At 73.1% G+C, this 26,191-nt stretch carries 25 protein-coding genes; 8 read left to right on the top strand and 17 right to left on the bottom strand.

All coding sequences use genetic code 11. The annotated features are described in order from the left end of the window. Window positions 1-89: 89 nt before the first annotated feature. From ACJ9NR_RS25000 to ACJ9NR_RS24990, 3 genes are all read left to right on the top strand, one after another. The gene (locus ACJ9NR_RS25000) at window positions 90-596 is read left to right on the top strand and encodes a MarR family winged helix-turn-helix transcriptional regulator (protein WP_412493515.1); all 507 of its coding nucleotides are present in this window, start codon (window positions 90-92) and stop codon (window positions 594-596) included. 205 nt (window positions 597-801) lie between these two features. Continuing rightward, the gene (locus ACJ9NR_RS24995; RefSeq protein ID WP_412493160.1) at window positions 802-1,308 is read left to right on the top strand and encodes a sigma factor-like helix-turn-helix DNA-binding protein; all 507 of its coding nucleotides are present in this window, start codon (window positions 802-804) and stop codon (window positions 1,306-1,308) included. A 25-nt stretch (window positions 1,309-1,333) separates the two neighbouring features. Then, entirely contained in the window at window positions 1,334-1,582 is a 249-nt protein-coding gene (locus ACJ9NR_RS24990) for a hypothetical protein (protein ID WP_412493159.1), read from the top strand. Between the two features lie 9 nt (window positions 1,583-1,591). Here the strand turns inward: ACJ9NR_RS24990 and ACJ9NR_RS24985 are convergent, their stop codons facing one another. Then, window positions 1,592-2,746, bottom strand: a complete 1,155-nt coding sequence (locus ACJ9NR_RS24985; RefSeq protein WP_412493158.1) for a cystathionine gamma-synthase — start codon at window positions 2,744-2,746, stop codon at window positions 1,592-1,594. Window positions 2,747-2,888: 142 nt separating this feature from the next. Here ACJ9NR_RS24985 and ACJ9NR_RS24980 point away from each other — a divergent pair, with 142 nt between their 5' ends. After that, the gene (locus tag ACJ9NR_RS24980) at window positions 2,889-4,007 is read left to right on the top strand and encodes a hypothetical protein (protein WP_412493157.1); all 1,119 of its coding nucleotides are present in this window, start codon (window positions 2,889-2,891) and stop codon (window positions 4,005-4,007) included. A 127-nt stretch (window positions 4,008-4,134) separates the two neighbouring features. Here ACJ9NR_RS24980 and msrA read toward each other — a convergent pair whose 3' ends face one another. The 7 genes from msrA to ACJ9NR_RS24945 all read right to left on the bottom strand — a co-directional run bounded on the left by msrA (window position 4,135) and on the right by ACJ9NR_RS24945 (window position 11,284). Then, window positions 4,135-4,647 carry a peptide-methionine (S)-S-oxide reductase MsrA gene (msrA, locus tag ACJ9NR_RS24975; protein ID WP_412493156.1) on the bottom strand — a complete coding sequence of 171 codons (513 nt, stop codon included), beginning with the start codon at window positions 4,645-4,647 and terminating at the stop codon, window positions 4,135-4,137. A 154-nt stretch (window positions 4,648-4,801) separates the two neighbouring features. Continuing rightward, window positions 4,802-5,476 carry a response regulator gene (locus tag ACJ9NR_RS24970; RefSeq protein ID WP_412493514.1) on the bottom strand — a complete coding sequence of 225 codons (675 nt, stop codon included), beginning with the start codon at window positions 5,474-5,476 and terminating at the stop codon, window positions 4,802-4,804. Between the two features lie 109 nt (window positions 5,477-5,585). Continuing rightward, window positions 5,586-6,746 (bottom strand): sensor histidine kinase, encoded by a 1,161-nt coding sequence (locus ACJ9NR_RS24965; protein ID WP_412493155.1) that lies wholly within the window; start codon window positions 6,744-6,746, stop codon window positions 5,586-5,588. Further along, window positions 6,743-7,579 carry a CPBP family intramembrane glutamic endopeptidase gene (locus tag ACJ9NR_RS24960; RefSeq protein ID WP_412493154.1) on the bottom strand — a complete coding sequence of 279 codons (837 nt, stop codon included), beginning with the start codon at window positions 7,577-7,579 and terminating at the stop codon, window positions 6,743-6,745. Before ACJ9NR_RS24960 ends, ACJ9NR_RS24965 begins: the two co-directional genes overlap by 4 nt. A gap of 195 nt (window positions 7,580-7,774) precedes the next feature. Continuing rightward, window positions 7,775-8,272 (bottom strand): hypothetical protein, encoded by a 498-nt coding sequence (locus ACJ9NR_RS24955; protein WP_412493153.1) that lies wholly within the window; start codon window positions 8,270-8,272, stop codon window positions 7,775-7,777. Window positions 8,273-8,355: 83 nt separating this feature from the next. Next, complete coding sequence (locus ACJ9NR_RS24950; RefSeq protein WP_412493152.1) at window positions 8,356-9,933, bottom strand: phosphodiester glycosidase family protein; 1,578 nt, start codon at window positions 9,931-9,933, stop codon at window positions 8,356-8,358. Window positions 9,934-10,243: 310 nt separating this feature from the next. Continuing rightward, window positions 10,244-11,284, bottom strand: coding sequence for an NAD(P)-dependent alcohol dehydrogenase (locus ACJ9NR_RS24945; RefSeq protein WP_412493151.1), 1,041 nt, complete (start codon window positions 11,282-11,284; stop codon window positions 10,244-10,246). A gap of 170 nt (window positions 11,285-11,454) precedes the next feature. On the opposite strand from ACJ9NR_RS24945, the gene ACJ9NR_RS24940 reads away from it, so the two are divergent. Next, a complete protein-coding gene (locus ACJ9NR_RS24940) occupies window positions 11,455-12,360 on the top strand; it encodes a helix-turn-helix domain-containing protein (protein ID WP_412493150.1) in 906 nt (301 codons plus the stop codon). Window positions 12,361-12,590: 230 nt separating this feature from the next. Here ACJ9NR_RS24940 and ACJ9NR_RS24935 read toward each other — a convergent pair whose 3' ends face one another. The 4 genes from ACJ9NR_RS24935 to ACJ9NR_RS24920 form a co-directional block, all read right to left on the bottom strand. Next, window positions 12,591-13,274, bottom strand: a complete 684-nt coding sequence (locus ACJ9NR_RS24935; protein WP_412493149.1) for an ABC transporter ATP-binding protein — start codon at window positions 13,272-13,274, stop codon at window positions 12,591-12,593. Between the two features lie 44 nt (window positions 13,275-13,318). Further along, window positions 13,319-14,758 (bottom strand): ABC transporter permease, encoded by a 1,440-nt coding sequence (locus ACJ9NR_RS24930; RefSeq protein ID WP_412493148.1) that lies wholly within the window; start codon window positions 14,756-14,758, stop codon window positions 13,319-13,321. Window positions 14,759-14,905: 147 nt separating this feature from the next. After that, a complete protein-coding gene (locus tag ACJ9NR_RS24925; RefSeq protein ID WP_412493147.1) occupies window positions 14,906-16,174 on the bottom strand; it encodes a L,D-transpeptidase in 1,269 nt (422 codons plus the stop codon). Between the two features lie 399 nt (window positions 16,175-16,573). Continuing rightward, window positions 16,574-16,765 carry a hypothetical protein gene (locus ACJ9NR_RS24920; RefSeq protein ID WP_412493146.1) on the bottom strand — a complete coding sequence of 64 codons (192 nt, stop codon included), beginning with the start codon at window positions 16,763-16,765 and terminating at the stop codon, window positions 16,574-16,576. A 108-nt stretch (window positions 16,766-16,873) separates the two neighbouring features. On the opposite strand from ACJ9NR_RS24920, the gene ACJ9NR_RS24915 reads away from it, so the two are divergent. Then, complete coding sequence (locus ACJ9NR_RS24915; RefSeq protein WP_412493145.1) at window positions 16,874-17,233, top strand: hypothetical protein; 360 nt, start codon at window positions 16,874-16,876, stop codon at window positions 17,231-17,233. A 224-nt stretch (window positions 17,234-17,457) separates the two neighbouring features. Here the strand turns inward: ACJ9NR_RS24915 and hutH are convergent, their stop codons facing one another. From hutH to ACJ9NR_RS24900, 3 genes are all read right to left on the bottom strand, one after another. After that, the gene (hutH, locus tag ACJ9NR_RS24910; protein ID WP_412493513.1) at window positions 17,458-19,026 is read right to left on the bottom strand and encodes a histidine ammonia-lyase; all 1,569 of its coding nucleotides are present in this window, start codon (window positions 19,024-19,026) and stop codon (window positions 17,458-17,460) included. A gap of 145 nt (window positions 19,027-19,171) precedes the next feature. After that, entirely contained in the window at window positions 19,172-20,317 is a 1,146-nt protein-coding gene (locus tag ACJ9NR_RS24905; protein WP_412493144.1) for a GGDEF domain-containing protein, read from the bottom strand. Window positions 20,318-20,438: 121 nt separating this feature from the next. Then, window positions 20,439-21,248, bottom strand: coding sequence for an enoyl-CoA hydratase/isomerase family protein (locus ACJ9NR_RS24900; RefSeq protein WP_412493143.1), 810 nt, complete (start codon window positions 21,246-21,248; stop codon window positions 20,439-20,441). Window positions 21,249-21,432: 184 nt separating this feature from the next. Between ACJ9NR_RS24900 and ACJ9NR_RS24895 the strand changes: the two genes are divergently transcribed. Continuing rightward, window positions 21,433-22,140, top strand: a complete 708-nt coding sequence (locus ACJ9NR_RS24895; RefSeq protein WP_412493142.1) for a hypothetical protein — start codon at window positions 21,433-21,435, stop codon at window positions 22,138-22,140. A gap of 200 nt (window positions 22,141-22,340) precedes the next feature. On the opposite strand, the gene ACJ9NR_RS24890 is transcribed toward ACJ9NR_RS24895, so the two are convergent. Next, complete coding sequence (locus tag ACJ9NR_RS24890) at window positions 22,341-23,465, bottom strand: adenylate/guanylate cyclase domain-containing protein (protein ID WP_412493141.1); 1,125 nt, start codon at window positions 23,463-23,465, stop codon at window positions 22,341-22,343. A 122-nt stretch (window positions 23,466-23,587) separates the two neighbouring features. Further along, the gene (locus tag ACJ9NR_RS24885; protein WP_412493140.1) at window positions 23,588-24,448 is read right to left on the bottom strand and encodes a biotin--[acetyl-CoA-carboxylase] ligase; all 861 of its coding nucleotides are present in this window, start codon (window positions 24,446-24,448) and stop codon (window positions 23,588-23,590) included. A gap of 111 nt (window positions 24,449-24,559) precedes the next feature. Here ACJ9NR_RS24885 and ACJ9NR_RS24880 point away from each other — a divergent pair, with 111 nt between their 5' ends. Then, window positions 24,560-26,179 carry an acyl-CoA carboxylase subunit beta gene (locus ACJ9NR_RS24880; RefSeq protein WP_412493139.1) on the top strand — a complete coding sequence of 540 codons (1,620 nt, stop codon included), beginning with the start codon at window positions 24,560-24,562 and terminating at the stop codon, window positions 26,177-26,179. Window positions 26,180-26,191 lie beyond the last annotated feature (12 nt).

Genomic DNA, 26,191 nt, shown 5'->3' with positions numbered 1-26,191 from the left:
TACGGCCTGCCGCCGGGCCGCGTACTCTGTCCCCCATTCCAGCAGCCCCTTCATGAAGTGAGCCTCCGGCCATGCCCACAACACCTGAAATGTCGATGGACATGACGACCGTCGGTGACACCGGTCTTCTCGACACGCTGCAGCACGAGGTGGCGGTCTTCGCCCGACGTGCCGAACAGACCCGGCTCGGCGGGGTGGGGCAGGTGCGCAACTCCATGGACCGCGCCGCGTACCTGCTGCTCAACCGCCTCGACAAAGAGGGCCCCATGGGCGTCAAGGCGCTCGCGGCGAGCATGGGCATCGACTCCTCGACGGTGACCCGGCAGGTGGCGCCGCTCGTGGACACCGGTCTCGTCAAGCGCACCTCCCACCCCGAGGACGGGCGCGCCGTGGTGCTTCAGCTGTCCCCGCGCGGACTGGCGCGTCTCGAGGAGGTGCGCTCGTCCAGGCGCCGTCTCATGGCCGAACTGACGCAGGACTGGGCGCCGGAGGAGCGTGAGACGTTCTGCGCGCTCCTGACGCGCTTCAACGCCGCGCTGTCCTCGCGGATGTCGCCCCAGGGCGGGCAGGGACCGGACGCGCCGGCCGCCTCCTGAGGGCCCTGGGGCCCGCCTCCCGAGGGTCCTGGGGGTCCGTCCGCGCCTCCGCCCCGCCGGCTCTCGCGCGCGCGAGCCGCCCGGCTCTTGACCGACGGGGCACCCCTGGCCTCATATGAGATCGGGTCCTTTTCGTACGCGGTTCAGCATCCCGTACGCGGCAGGGTCCCGTTCCGTCTGGGTCGCCGTGAGGGCGGGAGGCGCGGTGCGAGAACGGCAGGCGTCCCGATCCGCCCGCCGGGCCCGGGAGTTCGAGGCGTTCGTCGCGGGCGCGGCAGGGCGGCTGCTGCATGCCGCCACCCTGCTGACCGCCGAGGCGCCGGACGACAACCCGCGCGCGCGGCGCCTGCTGACCCTGGCCCTCGCGCACACGTACAGCGCCTGGGACCGGCTGCGCGGCGAGGACCCCTACGACCGCGCCCGCCAGTACCTGGCCAGCCGCTTCGCGCGCGCGGCATGGCACCAGTACGGCGGTTTCGGCCGGTCCAGCCCGCATCCGGACAGCCCGCTGGCCGGGCTCGCGCCGCAGGAACGCCTGATCCTGGTCCTCAGGCTGTACGAGGGCGTCGCCGAGGAGCAGACCGCGGCGCTGCTCGGCCTGCCGACCGAACGCGTCCGCACCATCTGCGACCGGGCCACGGCGACGCTGCTGCACCCGTCGCACGGCGGCCCCGCGCGGACGGTCGCGGGCGCGAAGGTGGCACCGTCGTGAGGCGCGCGGGCGTGGGGAGGGGCGCGTGAACCGGGCCGAGCGCGAGGCGGCGGCGCGGCGCATCATGGAGCGGGTTCCGCCACGGGTGCCGCCGGAGCTGTACGGGGAGGTCCTGCGGCGCGGCAACCGCAGGCTGCGCCGCAGGAGGGCCGCCCGGCGGCTGCTGTGGCTGCTGCTGTGCGCCGCGAGCGTGGCGTTCCTCGTCTGGGCCGTGACGGCCCGCCCGTGGGTGGAGCCGCCCACCCAGACGACTCCCCCGTACACGGGCTGGTGAGCGCGGCGGCTAGCCGAGCGCCTGCTGCAGGTCCTCCAGGAGGTCGTCGACGTTCTCGATGCCCACGGAGAGCCGTACGAGATCGGCGGGCACCTCCAGGGCGGAACCGGCGGCGGAGGCGTGCGTCATGCGCCCCGGGTGCTCGATCAGCGACTCGACACCGCCGAGGGACTCGCCGAGCGTGAACACCTCGGCGCGGTCGCAGACCGCGACGGCGGCCTCCTCGCCGCCCTCGACCCGGAACGACACCATGCCGCCGAAGGCCCGCATCTGCTTGGCGGCGACCTCGTGACCGGGGTGCTCGGGCAGACCGGGGTAGAGCACACGCGTCACGCGCGGGTGCCGGGTGAGCATGTCCGCGACCTTGGTGGCGTTCTCGCTGTGCCGGTCCATGCGCACCGACAGCGTCTTGGTGCCGCGCAGCACCAGCCACGCGTCGAAGGGGCCGGCGACGGCGCCCATCGCGTTCTGGTGGAACGCCAGTTCCTCGCCGAGCGTCTCGTCGGCGACGATCAGGGCGCCGCCGACGACGTCGGAGTGGCCGCCCATGTACTTGGTCAGCGAGTGCACGACGACGTCGGCGCCGAGTGCCAGCGGCTGCTGGAGGTAGGGCGTGGCGAAGGTGTTGTCGACGACGAGCCTCGCGCCCGCGTCCCGCGCGACCTGGGCGAGCGCGGCGATGTCGGTGATGCCGAGCAGCGGGTTGGAGGGGGTCTCCACCCACACGGCCTTGGTCTTCGGGGTGATGGCGGCCCGCACGGCGGACGGATCGCTGGTGTCGGCGACCGACCACTCCACCCCCCACCGGGCGACGACCTTCGCGAACAGGCGGAACGTGCCGCCGTACGCGTCGTTGGGGATGACCACGTGGTCGCCGGGGCTGAGCAGCGTGCGCAACAGGCAGTCCTCGGCCGCCAGTCCGGACGCGAACGCGAGACCGCGGCGGCCTCCCTCGAGGGCTGCGAGGTTCTCCTCCAGGGCGGCCCTGGTCGGGTTGGCGCTACGGCTGTACTCGTAGCCCCCGCGCAGGCCGCCGACGCCGTCCTGCTTGTAGGTCGAGACCTGGTAGATCGGCGGGACGACCGCGCCGGTGAGGGGATCGGCGGTGTTGCCCGCGTGGATCGCGAGGGTCTCGAAGTGCTGACTGATGTGCCTGTCGCTCATGGGCCCGAGCGTAGTGCGCCGCCGGGGCGGGTGGCGGACCCGGAGGCACGGGGGACCGTACGGTGAGGCCGGTGGGCGTGGGTTTTCCACAGGCCGCCGACCGGGTTGGCCAATTGCCGGTGGCGTCTGGAACGCTTGAGCCATGGAATTCCTCTGGGTCCTGATCGCGCTGGTCATGCTCGGCTTCGTGCTGCTGCCGTTCATGCGGCGCCGTCGGGGCATGATCGAGCAGGTCCCGGCGGGCCACCCGGACGCCGCCGATCCCGCGGACTACGGATTCGTGCGCGAGGAGGAGCTGGACGTCCGCATGCCCGGCCCCGACCAGGACCTGCTGGACGTCCTGGACCTGGTGCAGCGCACCCAGGACTACCGCGCGGCCGCACAGCTGCTGGCGGGCACGGAGACCGGGGGCGAGCTGCGCTGGCAGCGCGTGCAGGCCTTCGCGGGCGCGGCCTCGCTGGAGCTGCAGCAGCGGCCCGGCGGGGTCAGCGAGACCCCGGGCGGGCAGTGGCTGCGGGTGTGGCGCGCCGAGCAGCCCAAGGACGCCGGCGGTGCGGCGGTGCACGCGGAGTTCCTGGTGCAGCAGGCGTGGCGCACGTCGACGCCGGGCACGGACGAGTTCCGGATCATCATGGAGGAGGCGAGGTCGGCGTGCGGGGACGCGGCGCTGCTCGCCCCCGGTGACCCGGTCCCGTACATCGTCGAGCTGTCGGTGGCCCGGGGTCTCGCGTACTCCCGGCCGGAGTTCGAGCAGCTCTGGCTGAAGATCCTGGACCGCGCCCCGGCGCACATGGGCGCCCACCTGGCGGCGCTGCACTACTGGTGCGAGAAGTGGCACGGCTCGCGGGAGCTGGCGACGTCCTTCGCGGAGGCGGCCGCCGCGCGGGCCCCGCACGGCTCGCTGCTCGCCGCGATGCCGCTCTTCTCGGTGTTCGAGCACCTCCCCGAGGTGAACCTGGTCAGCGGCTTCTACCAGAGCGAGGTCGTGACGAAGGCGATGCACGGGGCGCTGCACGCGGTGCACTCGGCCCGGCCGGACGACCCGATGCTGGCGCACGTACGCCATCTGCTGGTCTTCTTCCTGGTCCGCGCCGAGCGCTGGGGCGAGGCCATGAACCAGCTCATACACATCGACGGCCATGTCGGCGCGCTGCCCTGGACCCTGTCGCCGGATCCCGCGGCGGAGTTCGCGGTCTACCGGGCGCTGGCGGTGGCGGGCTACGAGGCGAACGGCGGCAGCCCGGCGACCCTGCCGCACTGACGAGGCGCCGCTCCGGGCCGCACCGACGGGGCGCCGCTCCGGCCGTGCAGGACACGGCCGGCCGCGGAGCCGCAGCCGGCCGGTATCCGTCCGTTCCGCTGCTGCCGGGCCCCGTCCCGTCCCGGGTTCAGCCCTCCGTGCGGGCGGGCAGCCGCCATCCCGGGCGCGGGAAGTGGCAGGTGTAGCCGTCCGGGTAGCGTTCCAGGTAGTCCTGGTGCTCGGGCTCGGCCTCCCAGAAGGGGCCGGCCGGCTCCACCTCGGTGACGACCTTGCCCGGCCACAGGCCGGAGGCGTCGACGTCGGCGATCGTGTCCTCGGCGATCCGCTTCTGCTCGTCGTCCACGTAGTAGATCGCCGAGCGGTAGCTGAGGCCGATGTCGTTGCCCTGGCGGTTCCTGGTGCTCGGGTCGTGGATCTGGAAGAAGAACTCCAGGAGGGCGCGGTAGTCGGTCTTCGCGGGGTCGAAGAGGATCTCGATGGCCTCCGCGTGCGTCCCGTGGTTGCGGTACGTCGCGTTCGGCACGTCACCGCCGGTGTATCCGACCCGGGTCGCCGTCACGCCCGGGAGCCGGCGGATCAGATCCTGCATCCCCCAGAAACATCCGCCCGCGAGTACGGCCCTCTGCGTCTGCGCAGCCATGGTGACCCTCCAAGTACGTGTCAGCTCGGTCGCTCGGGCTGCTCGGCCCGCATACCACCGGCATCCGATGCCCACCTCCCACAACGTGTGAGGGTTCCCCGCGATTCCGCGCGTGTCCACCGGGTCGCGCGGTCGCCGTCCGCCTCCGTCCGCCTCACGTCACCAGGCCGTGCCGGTAGGCGTACACGACGGCCTGGACCCGGTCGCGCAGGTCGAGTTTGGTGAGGATGCGGGAGACGAAGGTCTTCACGGTCTCCTGGCTGATGACGAGGGCGCCGGCGATCTCGCTGTTGGAGAGGCCGTCCGCGATGAGGCGGAGGACCTCCAGCTCGCGGGGGGTCAGCGGGATGTCGTGCGGGGTGCCTCCGGCGGGGCGGATGCGGGCGGCGTACCGGCCCACGAGCCGGCGTGTCACCTCGGGGGCCAGCAGTGCCGCGCCGGTGGCCACGGTGCGGATGCCGTGCAGGAGCTGGGCCGGGGGCGCGTCCTTGAGGAGGAAGCCGCTGGCGCCCGCGCGCAGCGCCTCGTAGACGTACTCGTCGAGGTTGAAGGTGGTCACCACGAGCACCTTGACGGGGTCGGGCACCCCGGCGCCGGCCAGCAGGCGGGTGGCCTCGATGCCGTCGAGCACCGGCATGCGCACGTCCATCACGACGACGTCCGGCAGGAGCCGGCCGGCGAGGTCGACGGCGCTCCGCCCGTCTCCGCACTCGCCCGCCACCTCGAGGTCCGGCTGGGCGTCGATGATCGTCACCAGTCCGGTGCGGACCAGTATCTGGTCGTCGCAGACCAGGACCCGGATCGGCGCGGTCGCGTCCCGCTCCGCCACAGGACTCACACCGTGCTCCCCGCGCGGGCCCCGCCGGCATCTCCCGCGGACGGTCCGCCGGGCCCTCCCCCGAACGCCCCGGCCGGCGCCACCGCAGCCACCGCCGGCGTCACGACGCGCCCCCCGCCGGTATGCGCGCCCGCACCAGGAATCCGCCGTTCGTCCGGGGGCGGGCGCTGAAGTCGCCGCCCAGGACGTCGACCCGTTCGCGCAGGCCGGCCAGGCCCCGGCCGCTGCCGCTGCCGCCGGGGGACGCGGCCGGGGAACCGGCGCCGTCCGTGGTGACCTCCACGGTGATCTCCTTCGTGCCGTGGCTCACCCGGACCGAGGTGCGGTTGCCACGGGCGTGCTTGAGGGCGTTCGTCAGGGCTTCCTGCACGACCCGGTAGGCCACGAGGTCGGCGCTGCCCGTCGACGCGGCGGGGGCGCCCTCCTCGGTGAACTCCACCGGCTGCCCGGCCCGGCGGGTCTGCTCGACGAGCGTGAGGAGCCGGCCGACGGCGGGCGTCCTGGCCTCGGCGCCGTGGCCGGGGTCGAGCAGGTCGAGCAGGTGGCGCAGGTCGGTGATGGCCCGGCGGCCGGTGTCCGTGACGGCGGTCAGGGCCTGGTCCAGGCGGTCGGGGGCGGCGGTCAGGTAGCGCGCCGCCTCGGCCTGTACGACCATCGCCGTCACGTGGTGGGTCACCACGTCGTGCAACTCGCGGGCGATACGGGCGCGTTCGGCGGTACGGGTGTCCTCGGCGACACGGCTGCGGCGTTCCGCCTCCGTGATCCTGGCGGCACGCAGCCAGGCCCCGCCGCCCCAGCCGAGCGTCAGCACCAGGTAGAACGTCACGAACTCGCTCACCGGCTCGCCCGAGCCGAGCCGCCCGAGCGCGACGGCCAGCACCACGTACGCGGCGGAGAACAGCAGCGCGGCGGCGCGCCGGCGCCGTTGCAGGTGCAGTCCCGTGCTCACCAGCGCGACCAGCAGCGCGACACCCGAGACCAGGTGGTAGCCGCGCAGCTGGTCGGCGGCGAAGGCCAGCGACACCAGGGCGAGACAGAGGGCCGGCCGGCGTCGGCGCAACACGAGCGGGAGGCACTCGAGCAGGACGACCGCGGCGGCACCGGCGTCGAAGGGGCGGTCCGCGACGCCGCCCAGCCGGGTCCCGTGCCGCTGCAGCACCGGCAGGAGCGACACGGTCAGCAGCAGCAGCCCGAGCAGGAGGTCCCGGACCGTGGCGTCGAGCCGGCGCCAGAGGTCCGGGAACCGCCGAAGAGCGATCACCGGGCAACTGTAGCGGTCGCGTCGACCCGGCCGGCCCGGCGGCGACGCGGCACCAGGTGTCCGCGCCGACGGGCCAGCCGCATGAGCACGATCGTCGCCAGCACGCAGAACACCACCGCGTACAGGCTGCCCTCCGGGCCGAAGTCACCGCCGGTGAGGAGCTTCGGGCCCGACACGGTGGCGTCCAGCAGCCCCTGCTTGGTGTCGTTGCCGGAGACCTCGGTGCTGAAGATGCCGGACTCGGCGAAGTTCCAGCCGAAGTGCAGCCCGATCGGCAGCCACAGGCCGCGGGTGGCCACGTAGGCGGCGCCCAGCATGCCGCCCGCCTCGATCGCGATGGCGAGGGCGCCCCACAGGCTGGCGTGCGGGTTGAGCAGGTGCGACAGGCCGAACAGCACGCCGGTCAGGGTCAGCGCGATCCAGGTGCCGACGCGTTCCTCCACGATCCGGAACAGGACTCCGCGGAAGAGCAGTTCCTCCGTCACGGCGGCCGCGGCCATGAACCCGGCCAGTCCCGCCGCGCCGCTCACCGAGCCCAGGCCGTGGACGCCGTAGTCCCCGAGCAGGGCGAGGTTCACGATGACGGCGGCGAACAGCGCCCCGCCGAGCAGCGCGCCCCGGCCGACCGCGGCCCCGGCGCCCCGCCGGGCGACCTCCGTGACCTCGCGGTGCTCGGTCCGCCGTACCACCCACCGGTAGACGAACAGCGCGAGCACGGCGGTCAGCGCGCCCACGACCAGCGTGAGCCACGCCTGGTCCTGCACCGCGCCGGCACCCTGCCCGCCGATGAACGCGACCGCCGCCACGGCCGCGAACTGCCATATCAGCCTCATGGGAATCCCCTCCGCCACATCCGCGGCCGGAGTGCCGCGGCTGCACCGAACGCTATGGATCCGGCGGTCCGGGATCGTCACCGTGCGGTGGACACCTGGGTGTAGCTCGCACGGGGGACGGATCGGGGTCGCGGGCCCGCACGGGGGACGGGTCCGGGCCGCGGACCGCACGGGGTGGGCCGGGGTGGCCGCCGGTCACGTCCCCCGGCGCTGCTCCTGGACGGCCTTCATCAGGTCCTCCATGGCGGACCGGGTCTCGTGGTCGCGCCGGTCGTCGATGGCCGCGAGGGCGGCGGCCGCGGCCGTACGGACGCTGTGGGCGAGCCCGTCGGCGGCCGTGAGGCGGTAGGCGGCCTCACGGCGTGCCACGCGCTCGGCGGCGTCCACCGCGTCGGGGCCGGACAGCGGGAAGACGGCGTCCCGGTACGCCGATATCCCGAGCACCATCATGTCCGCGACTCCGTCGGCGTAGCCGAGCGCGGCGGCCCTGCCCTGGCCTTCGCGGATGGTCGCGATCATGCGGCGGCGGGACAGCACCGTGCCCACGGCCCCGCCGCCGCCCAGGGAGAGGGCGCAGGTGACGGCGAGGAACGGCCCGTCCCACGCGTAACCGGTGAAGCCTCCGAGGATCGCGAGCGCGACGGTCCACGCGGCCGCCGTCCGGGCACTTATCTGCTCGGCTGTGGTGTCCATGACGGCAGTGTCCCAGCCGCCGCCGGCGGCACGGGAAAGGGGGGAGCGCCCACCGGCGCCGGCCGGCCGGTGGGCCCGGGCCGTCAGCCGGCGGGAGCCGGACGTACCTGCACCGTGTCGCCGACCGGGCGTTCGCCCGTCGCGTCCGACGGGTGGTTGGCGAGGACGCCCCGTACGGCCATCGTGGTGGAGCCGCCACCGTCCAGGTTCAGGGCCTGCACGGCGCCGAGCGAGCGCATGAACCGGGCTTCCTCGTACAGGGTGAAGCCCTCGCTGCCGTCGGTGCGGCGGCCGTCGACCGTGGCCAGGATCAGCCGGCCCCTGCCGTCGACGCCCGCCATGGTGCGCGGCTGGCGGGTGTTGGCCCAGGCGTAGCCGAAGGAGAGGTCCAGCGGGTCGACCACGCCCTCGGCGGCGGCGTCGATGTCGATACGGCCGTTCCTCACCAGGGTGGGCGCCGCGCTCACCACGGAGTCGTCGCCGCCGAGCCGCAGGCGGCGGCCGGTGGTGTCGCGGACGTCCTCGCGGACGAGGACGCGCCGCCCGGGGGACGCGTGGGCGGTCAGCCAGGCCGCGGCGGCGCCGACACCCTGCAGGACGCGCCCGCCCGCCGGTACCCGTCCGGCCCGCGCACCGGCCGAGACCACCCGGCCGGAGGCGTCCAGCACGGCCTGCGCGCCCGCTCCGGTGGGCAGGTCCGCGCCGAACTCGGGGGTGAACTGCACCAGGTCGTCGCTCAGCCGGCAGGTCACGTCCTGCCAGGGCCGGTCGCTCGGCGTGGCGCCGGGGCGGCCGCAGTCGCGGACCAGGGACGGGACGCGGTTGATCCCCTGGATCGCGTACGACGACCTTCCGACGCGGGCGGTGACGGTGGTGGTCACGTCGGCCACGCGGACGCGGCGGCCGCCGTCACCGAGGATCAGGGCGGCCCGCGAACCGGCCGCCATCGAGCCCAGCCGGCCGTGGTAGGCGCCGAGTCCGGAGATGGTGCCCTGGACGCCGTCGGCGTCCGAGGTCACGAAGAAGCCGCCGTTGACGGCGACCAGCGAGTGCAGCGCGGAGGCGACCGACGAGGTGGTCTCGCGCCGGGCGACGTCGCCGTCGTGGGTGGCCTCGACCGTGCCGCGGAAGAGGCGCGGGTCGATCACCGCGACGTGGACGTTCTCGCGGTCGGCCGGCTCCTGGACGTCGTAGCCGGTCCACGCGACCAGGGTGTGGAAGCCGGCCGAGGTGACCTCCTTCGCGGTGGACTGGGCGTCGGCCCGGTCGGCGAAGGAGCCGATCCGCACCCGGTAGCCCATCACGTCGTGCGGGGTGTCGGCGTAGCCGGGCCACCGGACGCTCTCCACGCGCGGCGTGTACCCCGCCTCGCGCAGCGTCCGGGCCGTGGTGCCGGCCCAGTCGCGGCTGCCGACCTCGGCCCAGGTCGCGGCGCCGGTCAGCCGGCTGGTGGCCGGCGAGCGGACGGTGACCGTCCAGGTGTGGGTGACGTCCGTGCGCCGCACGGTGCCGGTGCGCAGCAGCACGCCGGGCGCGAGCGTCTCGGTCGTCCACCGCGCGGCCGGCGCGGCCGCCGCGGTGTCCGCCGGAGCGGCCTGCGCCGGGGCCCCGGCGGGCACGACGACGGCGAACAGGGCGGCGGCACCGAGACCGGCGCGCATACGGAACGTACTCCGGGAAGGTCTGCCGAACGCACTGCGAATCATGGCTTCCTCACGGCTCGGACGCGGTGATGGCCGGCTGGGTCACGGTTCCTCGGCCCTGTGCGCCCACCATCCCAGACGGCCGCGCCGACTCCCGGCACTCCGGAACATGAAGCTCAGGGAAGGGCGGAGGGAACAACAGGCGGCTCCCGGCTCCCGGTTGAGGCCGAACCCGCCCCCGGAACGCCGGGAGCGCGGCCCGTCGGCCCTGGGACACGCCGAGGGGCCCCGGCACGAGGTGCCGGGGCCCCTGGATCAGCCGCGCCGCTCAGATCGTCGCCGTGTCGATCACGAACCGGAAGCGGACGTCGCTGGAGAGCACCCGCTCGTACGCCTCGTTGATCTGGTCCGCGCGGATCAGCTCGATCTCCGCGCCGAAGCCGTGCTCCGCGCAGAAGTCCAGCATCTCCTGGGTCTCGCGGATGCCGCCGATGCCGGAGCCGGCGAGGGTCTTGCGGCCGCCGATCACCGAGAAGAGGTTGAGCCTGACGGGCTCCTCGGGGGCGCCGACGTTCACGAAGGCGCCGTCCGTCTTCAGCAGGGACAGGAACGCGTCCAGGTCCAGCGGGGCGGAGACCGTCGAGAGGATCAGGTCGAAGCTGCCGCGCAGGTCCCTGAAGGTCTGCTCGTCGCTGGTCGCGTAGTAGTGGTCCGCGCCCAGCCTCAGCCCCTCGTCCTTCTTGCGCAGGGACTGCGAGAGCACCGTGACCTCGGCGCCCAGCGCGTGCGCGATCTTCACGCCCATGTGGCCGAGGCCGCCCATGCCGAGGATCGCGACCTTCTTGCCGGGGCCGGCGTTCCAGTGGCGCAGCGGGGAGTACGTGGTGATGCCGGCGCACAGCAGGGGCGCGGCCACGTCGAGGGAGAGGCCGTCGGGGACGCGGACGACGAAGTTCTCGTCGACGACGATCTTCTCCGAGTAGCCGCCGTAGGTGGGCTCGCCGTCCTTGCCGACGGCGTTGTAGGTGCCGACGTTGCCGTTGAGGCAGTACTGCTCCAGACCGGCCCGGCAGTTCTCGCACTCGCGGCAGGAGTCGACCATGCAGCCGACGCCCACGCGGTCGCCGACGGCGAACCTGGTCACTCCGGGGCCGACCTCGGAGACGATGCCCGCGATCTCGTGGCCCGGGACCATCGGGAAGATCGCCTCGCCCCAGCCCTCGCGGGCCTGGTGGATGTCCGAGTGGCAGATACCGGCGAACTTGATGTCGATCAGGACGTCGAACTCGCCGACCGCCCGACGCTCGATGGTGGTGCGCTCCAGGGGAGCCTTCGCGGCGGGTGCGGCGTACGCAGCAACAGTGGTCATGCCGAGGGATCTCCTAGCGGTGGTTGCCGCCCGGCTGCCTTCCGACCGGGCACGTCGTCCAGCCTGCCGGAACGTCCGGGGCTCACCCAGCCCACGCTTCTGCGTACGTCCGCCGTTCCTACCACTGGCGGGGTCAGGAACGTGTGCGTACGACGGTGAATACTTGCCGTATGGACGAACAGCCCGATCCCGTGCACGAGGCCTCGGGGGCGCTGGACCGGCGTGCCGAGCTCAGTGAGTTCCTGCGCACCCGGCGCGCCCGGCTGAAGCCGGAGGACGTGGGGCTGCCGGACTTCGGGCGGCACCGCCGGGTGCCGGGGCTCAGGCGCGAGGAGCTGGCGCAGCTGGCGGGCGTCTCGGTGGCGTACTACACGCGCCTGGAGCAGGGCAACGGGCGGAACGTGTCCGCGGAGGTGCTCGACTCCATCGCGCGGGCGCTGCGGCTGACCGACGCCGAGCACAACCACCTCACCCACCTCGCCAAGCCCAAGCAGCACAAGAAGAAGACGGCGGCCCGGACCCAGCAGGTGCGCGGGGCGCTGCGGCACCTGCTGGACACGATGGACGGCTCGGTGCCGGCGTACCTCACCGGCCGGCGCTCGGACATCCTGGCCTGGAACGGCATGGCGGCGGCCGTCTTCGGCGACTGGTCGGAGCTGCCGGCGCAGGAACGGAACTGGGCCCGGCTGGTGTTCCTCAGGCCCGAGTACCGCGATCTGTACGTGGAGTGGGAGCAGAAGGCCTACGACATGGTCAGCTTCCTGCGCATGGAGGCGGGCTGCTACCCGGACGATCCCCGGCTGTCCGCGCTGGTCGGCGAACTCTCCGTGAAGAGCGAGGAGTTCCGGCGGCTGTGGGCCACGCACGACGTCAAGGAGAAGAGCTACGGCGTCAAGCGGCTGCGGCATCCGCTGGTGGGCGAGCTGACGTTGAGCTTCGAGTCGTTCCGGCCGGCGGACGACGACGGGCTGGCGCTCACCACGTATCACGCCGAACCGGGGAGCGCGTCGGCGGAGGCGCTGCGCCTGCTGGCGAGTTGGGGAGCGGACGCGACACGGGCCGGGCAGTCGGCCTGACGGCGCCTTCACGTCGGCGGGCAACGGGACACACGGAGCCCTTCGGCGTCCGCGGCGGCCCGCCCCTTGGCGGGCATCGTGGCCGGGACCGCCGGGGGTTGCCGTGGTGGCGGTGGCGGTGGCGGGCGCGTTCCGTCGCCACGGTCCGGGAGCGCTCTCGCCGGCCCGCGCGTACGCCCCCGGGCACACGGTGTGCCGGGGGCGATGAAGTGGTGCGCGCGCTGCGGCCGTCAGGCGCCGGCGTTCTCCTTGACGGTGATCCGGCCCTTGCGGATCGTCGCCAGGCGCGGGGCCTTCCTGGCGATGGCGGAGTCGTGCGTGACCATGATGAACGTCAGCCCGAGCTCCTTCCACATGCGTTCCAGCACCTCCATGATCTCGTCGCGCATCGACTCGTCGAGGTTGCCGGTGGGTTCGTCGGCGAGCAGCACCTTCGGCTCCTTGACCAGCGCCCGCGCGATCGCGACGCGCTGCTGCTGTCCTCCGGACATCTCGGACGGCAGATGCCCGAGGCGTTCGCCGAGGCCGACCGACCTCAGCGCCTCGGCCGCCCGTTCCCGGCGCTCCTTCGTCTTCGCGCCCAGGGGTACGAGGGCGGTCTCCACGTTCTCCTGGGCGGTGAGCGTGGGAATGAGGTTGAAGCTCTGGAAGACGAAACCGATGTTCTCGCTGCGGACCCTGGTGAGGCGGGCCTCGGACAGCTTCGCCACGTCGGTCCCGTCCAGGACGACCTCACCGGCGGTGGGCCGGTCCAGGCCGCCGAGCATCTGGAGCAGGGTGGACTTGCCGCCGCCGGTGGGGCCCTGGATGACCAGACGGTCGCCGTCGGCGATGGCCAGGTCCACGGCGTCCAGGGCGGTGACGGTGTCCTTGCCTCGGGTGTAGCGCTTGGTGACGCCTCTGAGTTCGTACACGGGGTGACTCCTGGTGGGTTCGTGGGTGGGTGCCGGACGGGCCGCTACTCGACGCGCCGCAGCGCGTCCGCCGGGCGCAGCCTCGACGCCCGCCAGCCGCCGAAGGCGCCCGCGATCAGACCGCCGGCCACCGCGAGCGCGACCGCCAGGGCGATGGTGGTGAGGCTCACCGGCGCGGTGAGCGCGACCTCCAGGCTCTTGGCCGCCCGCCGGCCGGGGCCGCCGAAGCCGCCCCCGGGACCGCCGGCCCCGGAGCCGCCGCCCAGCTGGGCCTGCAGCGTGGGGCTGATGGTGGTGACGGCGTAGGCGCCCGCCAGGCCGAGCGCGATGCCGAGGGCGCCGCCGACCAGGCCGTTGACGACGGCCTCACCGACGACCTGCCGGGTCACCCGGCCCGACCGCCAGCCCAGCGCCTTGAGCGTGCCGAACTCGCGCACCCGGCGGGAGACGGCGGAGGAGGTGAGCAGTCCGGCGACCAGGAAGGCGGCCACCAGCACCGCGATGGACAGCCACTTGCCGACGTTCGTGGCGAGGGAGGACGCCGTCGACAGGGAGCCGGAGACCGTGTCCGCGAGGTCGGCCGAGGTGGTGACGGTCGTACCCGAGACGTTCTTCTGGATGGTCGACTTGACCGCGGAGATCTGCTGGGAGTCGGTCGCCTTGACGTAGATCGTGGTGACCTTGTTCTTCTGGTCGGCCAGCGTCTGGGCCTGCTTCAGCGGCATGTAGAGGTTGGCCGCGGAGTCACCGCTGTCGGCCGTCGCGATGCCGATGATCCTGAACTTGACCTTGTTGACGGTGACGCTCGAACCGACCTCGTACTTCTTCTCCTTGGCGTACGCCGAGTCGGCCACCAGCACCTTCGCGTCGGTCTCGGTCGTCCTGAAGGTACGGCCGCTGGTGATCTTGGAGGAGGTCAGCGGGCCGATGCCGGTCTGTGTGACGTCGGTGCCGTACACCGAGTACGAGTTGACGTCGAAGTCGGCGCCGCCGCCGCGCACCTCGCCCTGCGGCTGGCCGCCGCCGCGTGCGCCACCGGTGCCGCCGCCGCTCGGCTTCTGCTGGAACTGGCCGCGGGTGAACTGGCCGTTGATCTTGACCACGTTGAGGCTCAGCCCGCCGACGGCGGTCGAGACGCCCTTCTGCTCGGCGACCTTGGAGACGGTCGAGGAGGACAGGGTGGTGAAGCCCTGCACCATGACCCGGTCGCTGCTCTGCTGGGAGTCGTCGCCGTTGTTCCGCGCGTCGAACTGGAAGCGCGGCCGCTGCGAGCTGCCGGCGGACGGTGACGCGGCCTTGGTGACCGTCATGTCCGTGCCCAGGCCGTACAGCGACTGGAGGACCTTGTCCTGCGCCTTCCCCATGCCGTTGGACACGGAGTTGACCACGATGACCAGGGCGATGCCCAACGCGAGGCCGGAGGCGACGACGAGGGCCGCCTTTCTGCGGCGGCGCAGTTCGCGCCTCAGGTAGGTGAAGAACATGGCCGCACGGTAGGGACGGCGCGTGATGCTTGGATAAGGCCGGCATAAGAGCCGCATGAGAAGGCCGTGCCCGCAACCCGCCGGCACCTCGGAGAACACCGATGCCGCCCCTGGGGGCGGCATCGGGAAGCTGCGGCCGACGGCGGGTCAGACGGCCGAACCGGCCTTCCAGTCCGCCCAGCTGAGGTTCCAGCCGTTGAGGCCGTTGTCCGGCTGGACCGTCTTGTCGCCGGTGTGGGAGATCACCACGACGTCACCGACCATGGAGTGGGTGTAGAACCAGTACGCCGGTGTGCCCGTGTCGTTGGCGCCCTTGGTGTCCGACAGGCCCACGCAGCCGTGGCTGGTGTTGACGTTGCCGAAGACGGACTTCGCGCCCCAGTAGTTGCCGTGGATGAAGGTGCCGGAGCTGGTGAGGCGGATGGCGTGCGGCACGTCCTTGATGTCGTACTCGCCCTTGCCGTCGCTGTCGGTGAAGCCCACGGTCGCGCCGTTCATGCGCGTCTCCTTGAACTTCTCGGACATGACCATGGTGCCGTTGTAGGTCTTGTGCTCCGGTGAACCGGCCGAGATCGGGATGGTCTTGATCGTCTTGCCGTCCTGCGTGACCTTCATCTGCTTGGTCTTGGCGTCGACGTAGGAGATCTGGTTGCGGCCGATGTGGAAGGTGACCGTCTTCTGCTGCACGCCGTAGACACCGGAGGCGCCCTCGACGCCGTCGAGCGCGAGCTTCATCGTGACGGTGGAGTTCTCCTTCCAGTAGTCCTGGGGGCGGAAGTCGAGACGGTTGGCGCCGAACCAGTGGCCGACGACCTCCTGGCCGCTGCTGGAGCTGACCGTGATGCCCTTCTGGACCGCGGCCTTGTTGGTGATGGCCTTGTCGAAGTTGATCGACACCGGCATGCCCACGCCGACGGTCGTGCCGTTGTCCGGCGTGAAGTTGCCTATGAAGCTGTTGGACGGGGAGACCGTGGTGAACGAGGCGTTCTCGTGGGCGACGAGGCCGTTGGCGTCCTTGGCCTCGGCGGCGACCTTGTAGGTGGTCGAGCGCTCGAGCTGGACGCTGGGCTTCCAGCTGAGCTTGTCCGCGGAGAGCTGACCGGCCACCGTGGTGCCGCCGGCGGTCTTCATCGTCACGGCCGTGAGCGTGCCCTTGCTGACGGTCACGGTGGCGGAGTTGTTGATGGAGGCGTTGTCCGAGCCGTCCTTGGGCGTGATCTTGATGTCGGCCTCGGAGGACTTCTTGGCCGCCGCCTCGTCGGCCTTCGCCTGCGAGGTGTCCTTGCCCTTGGCGCCGGACGCGTCGCCGCCGCCACCACTGGAACACGCCGAGAGCACCAGAACCCCGCCGAGCAGTGCGGACGCGACCGTGAGGCCCTTGCGCCGCTTACTGTTCGTCATCACACGCTTCTCCATCGTTGCCGATTCCCCGAAAAACCCGACCAGACCCCGTTGACGAGCTTCAACGCTACGACCGGTTCGTCCCGTTCCACAGAGCCCAAGCATGTGGGGCACGCCACGTCGGGCGGGGCGGGTGGTGCGGAAATCGGTCAGTGCGCCGTTTGAGACGACGAAACCCCGGACGGTGGTTGCCGGCCGGGGCCATGAATTTCCCCGGCCGCCGGGAGCCGATTTCGGCACCCTCGTCTTCATCGTCGCCCACATCATCCTCGTCCAGGTCCCCGTCCGGCGAATCAGGGCCGTGGCCGACGGCCCCGCCCGGCCGGGCGGTCTGCGCGGCTTCCCCCCGGACGCCTCGTTGACCAGGCCGAACGGATCCACCGGAAACGCGAGGGGCTTGCGCGGTGTCTTCCGTCACAGCCGCCCCGGCACCCGCCCGCCCGTCGGCCGACAGGCCGTTCTCCCCGTCTTCCGGGCCTCTTCAGCTTTTCCGGCGTCTTCCGCGGGACGCCGCAGTACCCCCTCGGTCACCGCCTCGGCGTCGTCGATCTCGAGAACGAGTTCCACCCGGAGGCGGACAAAACGTGATGACTCTTCAGGGTTCATGCCCGGAACGTGCGGCCCACGCCTCCCGCGACTTTCCGGTGACCGCGCCTTTCACTAACATCGCCCCACACGGCCAATTCGCCAGCGCCACAAGGGGATCGATATTCCGTGTCATCCGCTCGCCGTTCGTTGCTGACCGCCACCGCCGCGGGGACCCTCCTGTGCGCCCTGTGGTTCGTTCCCTCCGCCAACGCGAGCGGCACCGACGCGGGCGGGGGCCGGACGGCCGGAACGACACCGACGGCGACCCCTTCCTCGCAGGTCACGACCCAGGCGCGGGCGGCGTCGTCGACGACGGACACCGCGGCCACGGACACGTCGGGCGCGGACACCTCGGGCGCGGACACCCAACTCGCCGACACCGGAAGCTTCGACACCACTCCCTACGTCGTCGGCGGCAGCCTCTTCCTCGGGGTCGGCGCCGGCTTCCTGGTGTACTCGGCACGGCGGGAACGCCTCGGCTTCTGAGCCCGGCACGGCGTCGGGTGCCCTGCCGCAGGCACGGCAGGGGCCCGGTCTCCGTAGGGCTAGTGCCGCGGCAGGCAGCGTTTGCCCGTCAAGGAGCGGCGTCCGGTGCGTGCTCTCGGCGTGGCGGCCGGAAGCCCTCGTACTGGACGTACTCGGGGTTTCGGCCGGTGCGGCGAGAGTGCGTGCCGGGCGTCGCGACGGGGCGAACGTTGCCTGTTGCGGCACTAGCGCAGCGGGCCGGTGACGGCCTCCACCGCGGCGACCAGCCGCCCCTCGCGCACGAACGCCTCGGCGGCGGCGAGGTCGGGGGCGAGGAACCGGTCCGGGCCGGGCCCCCGGACGCCCGCCGCCCGCGCGGCCGTGATGGCCGCCTGCGAGGCGGGGGCCGGGGTCAGGCCCTCGCGCAGCTCGATCGCGCGGGTGGCGGCGTACAGCTCGATGGCGACCACGCGCGTGAGGTTGTCGACGGCCGTGCGCAGCTTGCGGGCGGCCGACCAGCCCATGGAGACGTGGTCCTCCTGCATGGCGGAGGAGGGGATCGAGTCGGCGGACGCCGGTACGGCGAGCCGCTTCAGCTCGCTCACCAGGGCGGCCTGCGTGTACTGGGCGATCATGAGCCCCGAGTCGACGCCGGCGTCGTCGGCCAGGAACGGCGGCAGGCCGTGACTGCGGTTCTTGTCGAGCAGCCGGTCGGTACGGCGCTCGGCGATGGAGGCGAGGTCCGCGGCGGCGATGGCGAGGAAGTCCAGGACGTAGGCCACGGGGGCGCCGTGGAAGTTGCCGTTGGACTCCACCCGGCCTCCCCCGGTGCCGAAAGCCCGGGAGGTGCCCCCAGGCAGCACGACCGGGTTGTCCACGGCCGAGGCCAGCTCGCGCTCGGCGACCGTGCGGGCGTGCGCCATGGTGTCCCGGCCGGCGCCGGCGACCTGCGGGGCGCAGCGCACCGAGTAGGCGTCCTGGACCCGCGGCGCGTCGTCCTGGTGGTGCCCGGTGAGCTCCGAACCCCTCAGCACCGCGAGCATGTTGGCGGCCGAGGCGCCCTGCCCGGGGTGCGGGCGGATGGCGTGCAGCTCGGGGGCGAGCACCTTGTCGGTGCCGAGCAGCGCCTCGAGGCTGAGGGCGGCGGTGATGTCGGCCGACCTGTAGAGCAGCTCCAGGTCGGCGAGGGCCATGAGCAGCATGCCGAGCATGCCGTCGGTGCCGTTGAGGAGGGCGAGGCCCTCCTTCTCGCGCAGTTCGACGGGGGCGATGCCGTGTGCGGCGAGCAGCTCACCGGCGGGACGGACCACGCCGTCCGGGCCCTCGGCCTCCCCCTCCCCCATGAGGGTGAGGGCGCAGTGCGACAGCGGCGCGAGGTCGCCGGAGCAGCCGAGGGAGCCGTACTCGTGGACGACCGGGGTGATCCCGGCGTTGAGCACGTCGGCCATCGTCCGCGCGACCTCCGGCCGGACACCGGTGTGCCCCGAGCAGACGGTCTTGAGCCGCAGGAACATCAGGGCCCGTACGACCTCCCGCTCCACCCGCGGCCCGAGGCCCGCCGCGTGCGAACGGACGATGTTGCGCTGCAGCTGCGCGCGCAGCTCCTGGCTGATGTGCCGGGTCGCCAGGGCGCCGAAGCCGGTGCTGACGCCGTAGACGGGTTCGGGCTTGGCCGCCAGCGCGTCCACGATCTCGCGGGCCGCGGCGAGGGCCGCGACCGCCTCCTCCGACAGCTCGACCCGGGCGCCGCCGCGCGCCACGGCGAGAACGTCGGACGCGGTCACCCCGGACGTCCCCACCACCACAGTGTGCATATCCATATTCAGGAGCGTACGCAGTGAAGATGAGGATGTCACTACCGGGTGGGCGTCACGCCCCTTACCGGACGCCGCCCCGTCCGGCAGTCGTCCGGCGCCCACCCGTAGTCGTCGGGCACCCGCCCGGCACCCGCCCGACGGGTCAGCCCCGCCCCCGGAAGCGCCGGCGCTCCGCGGGGTCCGGCGGCGGAGGGGTGTCGACCAGCCGCATCACCGGGTCCTGCGGACCCTCGCGGCCCGCCACCACCGGCCTGTCCGAGCGGAGCGCCTTCGCGCGGTACTGGGCGGCGTCCGCCAGCCGGAACAGCCGGCGGGCGGACCGTACCGGCCCGATCGGGTCCCCGGTGGAGGCGACCCCGCAGGCGACCCCGTCGCCGAGCTCCAGCTCCGCGGCGCGGCGGCAGAGTTCGTCGGCCGCCTTGACGACCTCGTCGGCGGACGGCCCGACCGCCAGCAGACAGAACTCGTCGCCGCCGAGCCGCGCGGCCAGCGCCCCCGGCAGCATCGCGCCGCACAGGGAGAGCACCGACCCGAAGCGTTCCAGGAGGCGGTCGCCGACCGCGTGCCCGCGGGTGTCGTTGACGCGCTTGAGGCCGTTGAGGTCGCACACGACGAGGCTGACGACCGTGCCCCGCGCGCGGTGCGCCTCCACGGCCTCGTCCAGCTTCACGTCGACGGCGCGGCGGTTGGCGAGCCCGGTCAGGGCATCGGTGTAGGCGAGCCGCCGCACCTCCTCCAGGCGCTCGGCCTGGGCGATCCCGGCGGCGACGACGGCGGCGAGCACCGTGGCGAAGTCGGCGTCGGCCCGCTTGAAGACGGGGGCGCCGGAGGGGCGGGCGACGTAGAGCTCCCCCCACGCCCGCCCGTGCAGCACGATCGGCGCGACGACACAGCTGCCGCGGCCGCGCCGGCGCAGGGCGGCGACGCGCTGGTGGACGTAGCCGGGACGGCCGCCCGCGGCGGGCCCCCGCGCCGTCTCCACCCAGGCGTCGGGCTCACCGCCGCCGGCCCACCGCTCGTGCAGGAACTCGGTGATCTCGGGGAACTGGTGCACGGGGTAGGACTCGTCCTCGGGGAACTCGTCCTCCCCCTCGGCCCGCTCGCCCACGTTCACGAGGACCCGCAGCCGGCCGAGCTCCCGCTCCCAGACCGACAGCGCGGCGAAGCTCCCGCCCAGCGCCCGGCACGCACCGGCCGCCGCCGAGCGCCACGCCTCACGCGAGCCGTGCGCCGCCGCCATACCCTGCGCCAAAGCGACCACGGCCGTGAGCCGCTTGTCCTCACCCATCACCCCAGGTTAGGGATGATTGGGGTGTTTCGGGACATTGGTACGGCGGTGGGGTGAGCGCTGCCGACACTCCGCCCCCGACCGTCACCCACGCCCCGGCCCCGGGACCGGACCCGGGCCGCTACTCCCCCGGCCACTGCGGCTTGCGCTTCTCGTTGAACGCCGCCACGCCCTCCGCGCGGTCTCCCGAGAACGCCACCGAGCGCCACGCCGCGTCCTCGACCTCCAGGCCGGCCCGCAGGTCGAGCCCGTGGCCCAGCCGCAGGGCGCGCTTGGCGGCCCGCAGTCCCACCGGCGAGTTGGCGGCGATGCGTGCGGCCAGGGCCAGCGCCTCCTCGCGGTCCCGTCCTTCCTCCACCAGCTCGTCGACGAGTCCCAGCTCCCGCGCCTCCGGCGCCTGGAGACGCCGGGCGGAGAAGATGAGTTCGGCCGCCCGCGCGGCCCCCACGCGCCGCGGCAGCAGCTGCGTGCCGCCGCCGCCGGGGATGACGCCCACGGACACCTCGGGCAGCCCCACCACGGCCGTACGGTCGGCCACGATCAGGTCGCACGACAGCGCCAGCTCGAAGCCGCCGCCCAGCGCGAACCCGTGCACGGCGGCGATCGTCGGCACCGGCAGCTCCAGGACCCCGGTGTAGGCGGCCCGCGCGACGGGCCGCTGCCGGACCAGTTCGGCGTCGGTGAAGGAGTTCCGCTCCTTCAGGTCCGCCCCGACGCAGAACGCCCGCTCGTGCGTGGAGGTCAGCACGACGACGCGTACGTCACGGTCGGCGCCCAGTGCCGCGCAGGCGCCGGCGATCGACCGCGCCATCCCGGTCGAGACGGCGTTCATGGCCTTGGGCCGGTCGAGGACGAGCTCGGCGACGTGCCCGGCGCCCTCGCCCCCGTCGCGCCGCACCGCCACGAACTCCCCGAACCGCTCCTCACTCATGACGCCCTCCAGTTAACGCGGGTTAACAACTCTCCGCCCGATCATCGCAGGGTTTCCGTCCGCTGTCCCCGTTCGGGTGACTTCCCCGCGACTCCCGCCCCGGCGCTCATGGGAGCGCGTAGCGTGCCTGCGCCACGGCGCGCAGGGGGCGCGGGGGGCGCGAGCGCAACGGGGAGGGCCCGCGATGACGGAGACACCGGAAGCACCGGAGACACCGGAAGCACCGGAAGCACCGGAAACACTGGAGACACCCAAGGCACCGACGACGCCCAAGGCACCGAAGGCACCGAAGGCACCGACGACACCGGCGACACCGGCACGGCGCGGTCGGCACCGCAGGCCCCGCCCCCGCAAGGTCCTGTTCGCCGCCGGCGGGCTGGCGCTGGCCGCCGGCGCCCTGAGCCTGGTGCGGGTGACTCCCGGGCCGGGCGCCGGCGACCTCGGGACCGCGCAGGCCGGTCCCCGTCCGGGCCCCGGCGCCGAGGCGGCCGGGCCGGGCGAGGCCACCGCCACCGTCGAGGCCCGCCCCAGGGTGAGCCCCTCCGCGACCTCGGCGCCGGGCGGGGCGAACGTGATGCCGACGGCCCTGCGGGTCGTACCGCTGCCGGCCACGAGCGCCGCGCGGCACGGCCCGGCGACCGCGGGCACCCGCGACACAGCCGGTGCCCCCGGCACCACGACCGCTCCGTCGGCGCGCGACGCCCCGTCGGCCACGGCCGGCGGCCGGCCACCGGCCACCGAGGCTCCGGCACCCCGCCCGACCCCGACGCCCGGCCGGAGCACGCCCCCGCCCGCCCCGCAGCCGGGTCACACGGACGACGGGGACGGCCCGGGCCTGTGCGTACCGGTCATCGGGCTGTGCGTGGACACGCTCATCGGCAGGGCAGGCTGAAGGACTACCAGACCAACCAGGACGACCGGCCCCACCGACCCACCGGACCCACCGGACCCACCGGACCCACCGGACCCACCGGACCCACCGGACCCACCGGACCCACCGGACCCACCGGACCCACCGGACCCACCGGACCCACCGGACCCACCGGACCCACCAGGACGGACTACCAGACCCACCAGGACGGACTACCGGGCCTACCGGGGCTCGCTGCGCCGCGTCAGCAGCCACGGCTCCACCACGCCCAGACCGCGCACCGGCCGCTGCCACATCGGCTGGAGCGCGAAGCGGTACGCCGGTGGCTCCTCGCCCTCCTTCTCCGCCGCGGCGGCGGCCTCGGCCGCCTCGGCCTCGGAGGCGGGGGCCTCCTCGGTGCGGATGAGCTCCTGGGCGAAGTCGCTGTCGACGAGGACGGCGTCGCGCGGGGCTATCGAGGTCAGCCGGGAGGCGAGGTTCACCGTCGTGCCGAACACATCGCCCATGCGCGTGGTCACCGTGCCGAAGGCGATGCCGACGCGCAGCTCGGGCATCGTCTCGTCGTTCGCCATCGTCTCGATCAGGCGCAGCGCGATCTCGGCGGCCACCCCGGCGTCGTCCGCGGCGTACAGCACCTCGTCGCCCAGCGTCTTGACCAGCCGGCCGCCGTGCGCGGCGACCAGGTCGGCGGCGGTGGTCTCGAAGGCCTCGACGAGTTCGCCGAGCTCCTCCTCCTCCATGCGGCGGGTGAGACGGGTGAAGCCGACGAGGTCCGCGAAGCCGACGGCCAGGCGCCGGTCGACCATCTCCTCGTCGTCGGCGGCCTGCACCACCCGGCCGGCCGAGGCGGCGAGCTGGCGCCGCCAGACGTAGACCAGGAACTCCTCCAGCTCGGGCAGGAGCAGCTCGACGATCGGGTACGTCACCTCGGTGCGCGTCATCCCCGGCTCGGGCGGCTCGGTCAGGCCCTCCAGGAAGGAGTCGATCTGCCACTCGGCCAGCCGCGCCGTGGTCTGCCCGGTGGAGCGGGCCACCTGCACCGCCATGGCCTCGCTCAGCAGCCCCGCCTCGACCAGTCCGGACAGCCGGCGCAGCGCCAGCACGTCGGCCTCGGTGAGCGCCTTGGCCTGCCCGATGTCGGCGAAGCCCATCGCCCGCCAGAAGCGCGTGGCCAGCTCCACGGAGACGCCCGCGCTGCGCGCCGCCTGAAAGGGGGTGTAGCGCCGCTCGGCGCCGAGGATCAGGTGCTCCAGACGCAGCGCGAGCGGGTCTTCGCCGGGGTCGGCGGCATGGGGGTCCATCCGGCCGTCCGGGTCCGAACCGGAGCCCGTGTCGTCGACGGTCACGCCTGCTGCCCTTCCGATCTGCCACGGTCAGGTATCGACCGGCCTCAACTGTACGGCAGGTGTGCGGTAGCTCACTCCCGTCCGTCACGCACAGCCGCGGGCAGCCGTGCTCCGACATTCCGCTAGGCGGGCCTCAGATGCACGATGTCGCCCGCCCCGACGGGCTCCTGTACCCCGGCCTCGGTCGCGATCACCAGTCGGCCGTCACCGTCGACCGCCACCGCCTCCCCGGTGATCGCCCGGTCCCCCGGCAGCTCCGCCCGTACCACTCGTCCCAGGGTGGCGCAGCCGGCCGCGTACGTCTCCTGCAGCCCGCAGGCCGCCGGGTCGCCGCCGGCCTCGCGCCAGCGCCCGTACCACTCGGCGAGGGAGCGCAGCACCGCCCTGAGCAGGGGGTCCCGGTCGGTGCTGACCGCCCCGGCCAGCGCCAGCGAACCCGCCTGCGGAACCGGAAGTTCCGCCTCGCGCAGGGTGACGTTGATGCCGACCCCGACGACCACCGCGCCCTCGCCGGCCCGCTCGGCGAGGATCCCGCCGGCCTTGCGCTCCTCGCCGCCGATGGAGACGAGCAGGTCGTTGGGCCACTTGAGTGCCGTGTCCACGCCCGCGGAGCGGGACAGCCCCGTCGCCACGGCGACGCCGGTGAGCAGCGGGAGCCAGCCCCAGCGCGCGACCGGCACCTCGCTCGGCCGCAGAAGGACGGAGAAGAACAGTCCCGAGCGGGCCGGCGCGGTCCACTGCCGGTCCAGCCGGCCCCGCCCGGAGGTCTGCTCCTCGGCGATCAGGACCGAGCCCTCGGCGGCCTTGCCCGCCTCGGCCAGGGCGGCCAGGTCGGAGTTGGTGGAGCCGGTGCTGCGCACCACCTCGAGCTCGCGCCACAGCCCGCCCTCGTGCACCAGGCCGCGGCGCAGCGCGTTGGCGTTGAGCGGAGGCCGGTCCAGATCGGACCAGCGGCTGTCGTCTGAGGCATCTCGCGGCGTCATGCAAGCCACCCTAGGTGTGTGAAACGCCGCACTGCTGTTTCGTAGGCCCCCCACTACTCTACGGATGAGTAACCGTCCCCCCTTTTGAGCAGGCAGGGAGCCGAGATCCCGATGTCCGAGCCGGAAGAGCGTCAAGAGATCCACAAGACCCGAGGGATCGACATCCACACCACCGCGGGCAAGCTCGCGGATCTCCAGCGCCGTATCGAGGAAGCGACGCACGCCGGCTCCGCACGCGCCGTCGAGAAGCAGCACGCCAAGGGCAAGCTGACGGCCCGTGAGCGGATCGAGCTGCTGCTCGACGAGGGCTCGTTCGTGGAGCTCGACGAGTTCGCCCGGCACCGTTCCACCAACTTCGGCCTCCAGGACAACCGTCCCTACGGCGACGGCGTGGTGACCGGCTACGGCACGGTCGACGGCCGCCCGGTGGCGGTCTTCTCCCAGGACTTCACCGTCTTCGGCGGCGCGCTGGGCGAGGTCTACGGCCAGAAGATCGTCAAGGTCATGGACTTCGCGCTGAAGACCGGCTGCCCGGTCATCGGCATCAACGACTCCGGCGGCGCCCGCATCCAGGAGGGCGTGGCCTCGCTGGGCGCGTACGGCGAGATCTTCCGCCGCAACACCCACGCCTCCGGCGTCATCCCGCAGATCAGCCTGGTCGTCGGCCCGTGCGCGGGCGGTGCGGTCTACTCCCCCGCGATCACCGACTTCACGGTCATGGTCGACCAGACCTCGCACATGTTCATCACCGGTCCGGACGTCATCAAGACCGTCACCGGCGAGGACGTCGGCTTCGAGGAGCTGGGCGGCGCCCGCACCCACAACTCCACCTCGGGCGTGGCCCACCACATGGCCGGCGACGAGAAGGACGCCATCGAGTACGTCAAGCAGCTGCTGTCGTACCTGCCGTCCAACAACCTCTCCGAGGCGCCGGCCTTCCCCGAGGAGGCCGACCTCGCGATCAGCGACGAGGACCTCGAGCTGGACGGCCTCGTCCCGGACAGCGCGAACCAGCCCTACGACATGCACACCGTGATCGAGCACGTCCTCGACGACGCCGAGTTCTTCGAGACCCAGCCGCTGTTCGCGCCGAACATCCTCACCGGCTTCGGCCGGGTCGAGGGCCACCCGGTGGGCATCGTCGCCAACCAGCCGATGCAGTTCGCGGGCTGCCTGGACATCAAGGCCAGCGAGAAGGGCTCGCGCTTCGTGCGCACCTGCGACGCCTTCAACATCCCCGTCATCACCTTCGTGGACGTCCCCGGCTTCCTGCCCGGCGTCGACCAGGAGCACGACGGCATCATCCGCCGCGGCGCCAAGCTGATCTACGCCTACGCCGAGGCGACCGTCCCGCTGATCACGGTCATCACCCGCAAGGCCTTCGGCGGGGCCTACGACGTCATGGGCTCCAAGCACCTGGGCGCCGACCTCAACCTCGCCTGGCCGACCGCCCAGATCGCCGTGATGGGCGCCCAGGGCGCGGTCAACATCCTGCACCGCCGCACCATCGCCGAGGCCGAGGCCGCCGGCGAGGTGGAGGCGACCCGGGCCCGGCTGATCCAGGAGTACGAGGACGCCCTCCTCAACCCCTACATCGCGGCCGAACGCGGCTACGTCGACGCGGTGATCATGCCGTCCGACACCCGCGCCCACGTCGTCCGCGGCCTGCGCCAGCTGCGCACCAAGCGCGAGTCGCTGCCGCCCAAGAAGCACGGCAACATCCCCCTCTAGCCCGGCCGGGAG

The organism is Streptomyces sediminimaris (assembly GCF_047049295.1).
In the GTDB taxonomy this organism is placed as follows: domain Bacteria; phylum Actinomycetota; class Actinomycetes; order Streptomycetales; family Streptomycetaceae; genus Streptomyces; species Streptomyces sediminimaris.
The sequence above is the reverse complement of the archived record's forward strand: the minus strand, read 5'-3'. Positions and strand labels throughout refer to the sequence as shown.

What these genes read in the sequence shown, in the direction of transcription:
- ACJ9NR_RS25000 (WP_412493515.1), top strand. Translation starts at nt 90, where the DNA reads ATGTCGATGGACATGACGACCGTCGGTGACACCGGTCTTCTCGACACG.
- ACJ9NR_RS24985 (WP_412493158.1), bottom strand. Translation starts at nt 2,746, where the DNA reads ATGAGCGACAGGCACATCAGTCAGCACTTCGAGACCCTCGCGATCCAC.
- ACJ9NR_RS24980 (WP_412493157.1), top strand. Translation starts at nt 2,889, where the DNA reads ATGGAATTCCTCTGGGTCCTGATCGCGCTGGTCATGCTCGGCTTCGTG.
- msrA (WP_412493156.1), bottom strand. Translation starts at nt 4,647, where the DNA reads ATGGCTGCGCAGACGCAGAGGGCCGTACTCGCGGGCGGATGTTTCTGG.
- ACJ9NR_RS24960 (WP_412493154.1), bottom strand. Translation starts at nt 7,579, where the DNA reads ATGAGGCTGATATGGCAGTTCGCGGCCGTGGCGGCGGTCGCGTTCATC.
- ACJ9NR_RS24955 (WP_412493153.1), bottom strand. Translation starts at nt 8,272, where the DNA reads ATGGACACCACAGCCGAGCAGATAAGTGCCCGGACGGCGGCCGCGTGG.
- ACJ9NR_RS24950 (WP_412493152.1), bottom strand. Translation starts at nt 9,933, where the DNA reads ATGCGCGCCGGTCTCGGTGCCGCCGCCCTGTTCGCCGTCGTCGTGCCC.
- ACJ9NR_RS24945 (WP_412493151.1), bottom strand. Translation starts at nt 11,284, where the DNA reads ATGACCACTGTTGCTGCGTACGCCGCACCCGCCGCGAAGGCTCCCCTG.
- ACJ9NR_RS24940 (WP_412493150.1), top strand. Translation starts at nt 11,455, where the DNA reads ATGGACGAACAGCCCGATCCCGTGCACGAGGCCTCGGGGGCGCTGGAC.
- ACJ9NR_RS24930 (WP_412493148.1), bottom strand. Translation starts at nt 14,758, where the DNA reads ATGTTCTTCACCTACCTGAGGCGCGAACTGCGCCGCCGCAGAAAGGCG.
- ACJ9NR_RS24925 (WP_412493147.1), bottom strand. Translation starts at nt 16,174, where the DNA reads ATGGAGAAGCGTGTGATGACGAACAGTAAGCGGCGCAAGGGCCTCACG.
- ACJ9NR_RS24920 (WP_412493146.1), bottom strand. Translation starts at nt 16,765, where the DNA reads ATGAACCCTGAAGAGTCATCACGTTTTGTCCGCCTCCGGGTGGAACTC.
- hutH (WP_412493513.1), bottom strand. Translation starts at nt 19,026, where the DNA reads ATGCACACTGTGGTGGTGGGGACGTCCGGGGTGACCGCGTCCGACGTT.
- ACJ9NR_RS24905 (WP_412493144.1), bottom strand. Translation starts at nt 20,317, where the DNA reads ATGGGTGAGGACAAGCGGCTCACGGCCGTGGTCGCTTTGGCGCAGGGT.
- ACJ9NR_RS24900 (WP_412493143.1), bottom strand. Translation starts at nt 21,248, where the DNA reads ATGAGTGAGGAGCGGTTCGGGGAGTTCGTGGCGGTGCGGCGCGACGGG.
- ACJ9NR_RS24895 (WP_412493142.1), top strand. Translation starts at nt 21,433, where the DNA reads ATGACGGAGACACCGGAAGCACCGGAGACACCGGAAGCACCGGAAGCA.
- ACJ9NR_RS24885 (WP_412493140.1), bottom strand. Translation starts at nt 24,448, where the DNA reads ATGACGCCGCGAGATGCCTCAGACGACAGCCGCTGGTCCGATCTGGAC.
- ACJ9NR_RS24880 (WP_412493139.1), top strand. Translation starts at nt 24,560, where the DNA reads ATGTCCGAGCCGGAAGAGCGTCAAGAGATCCACAAGACCCGAGGGATC.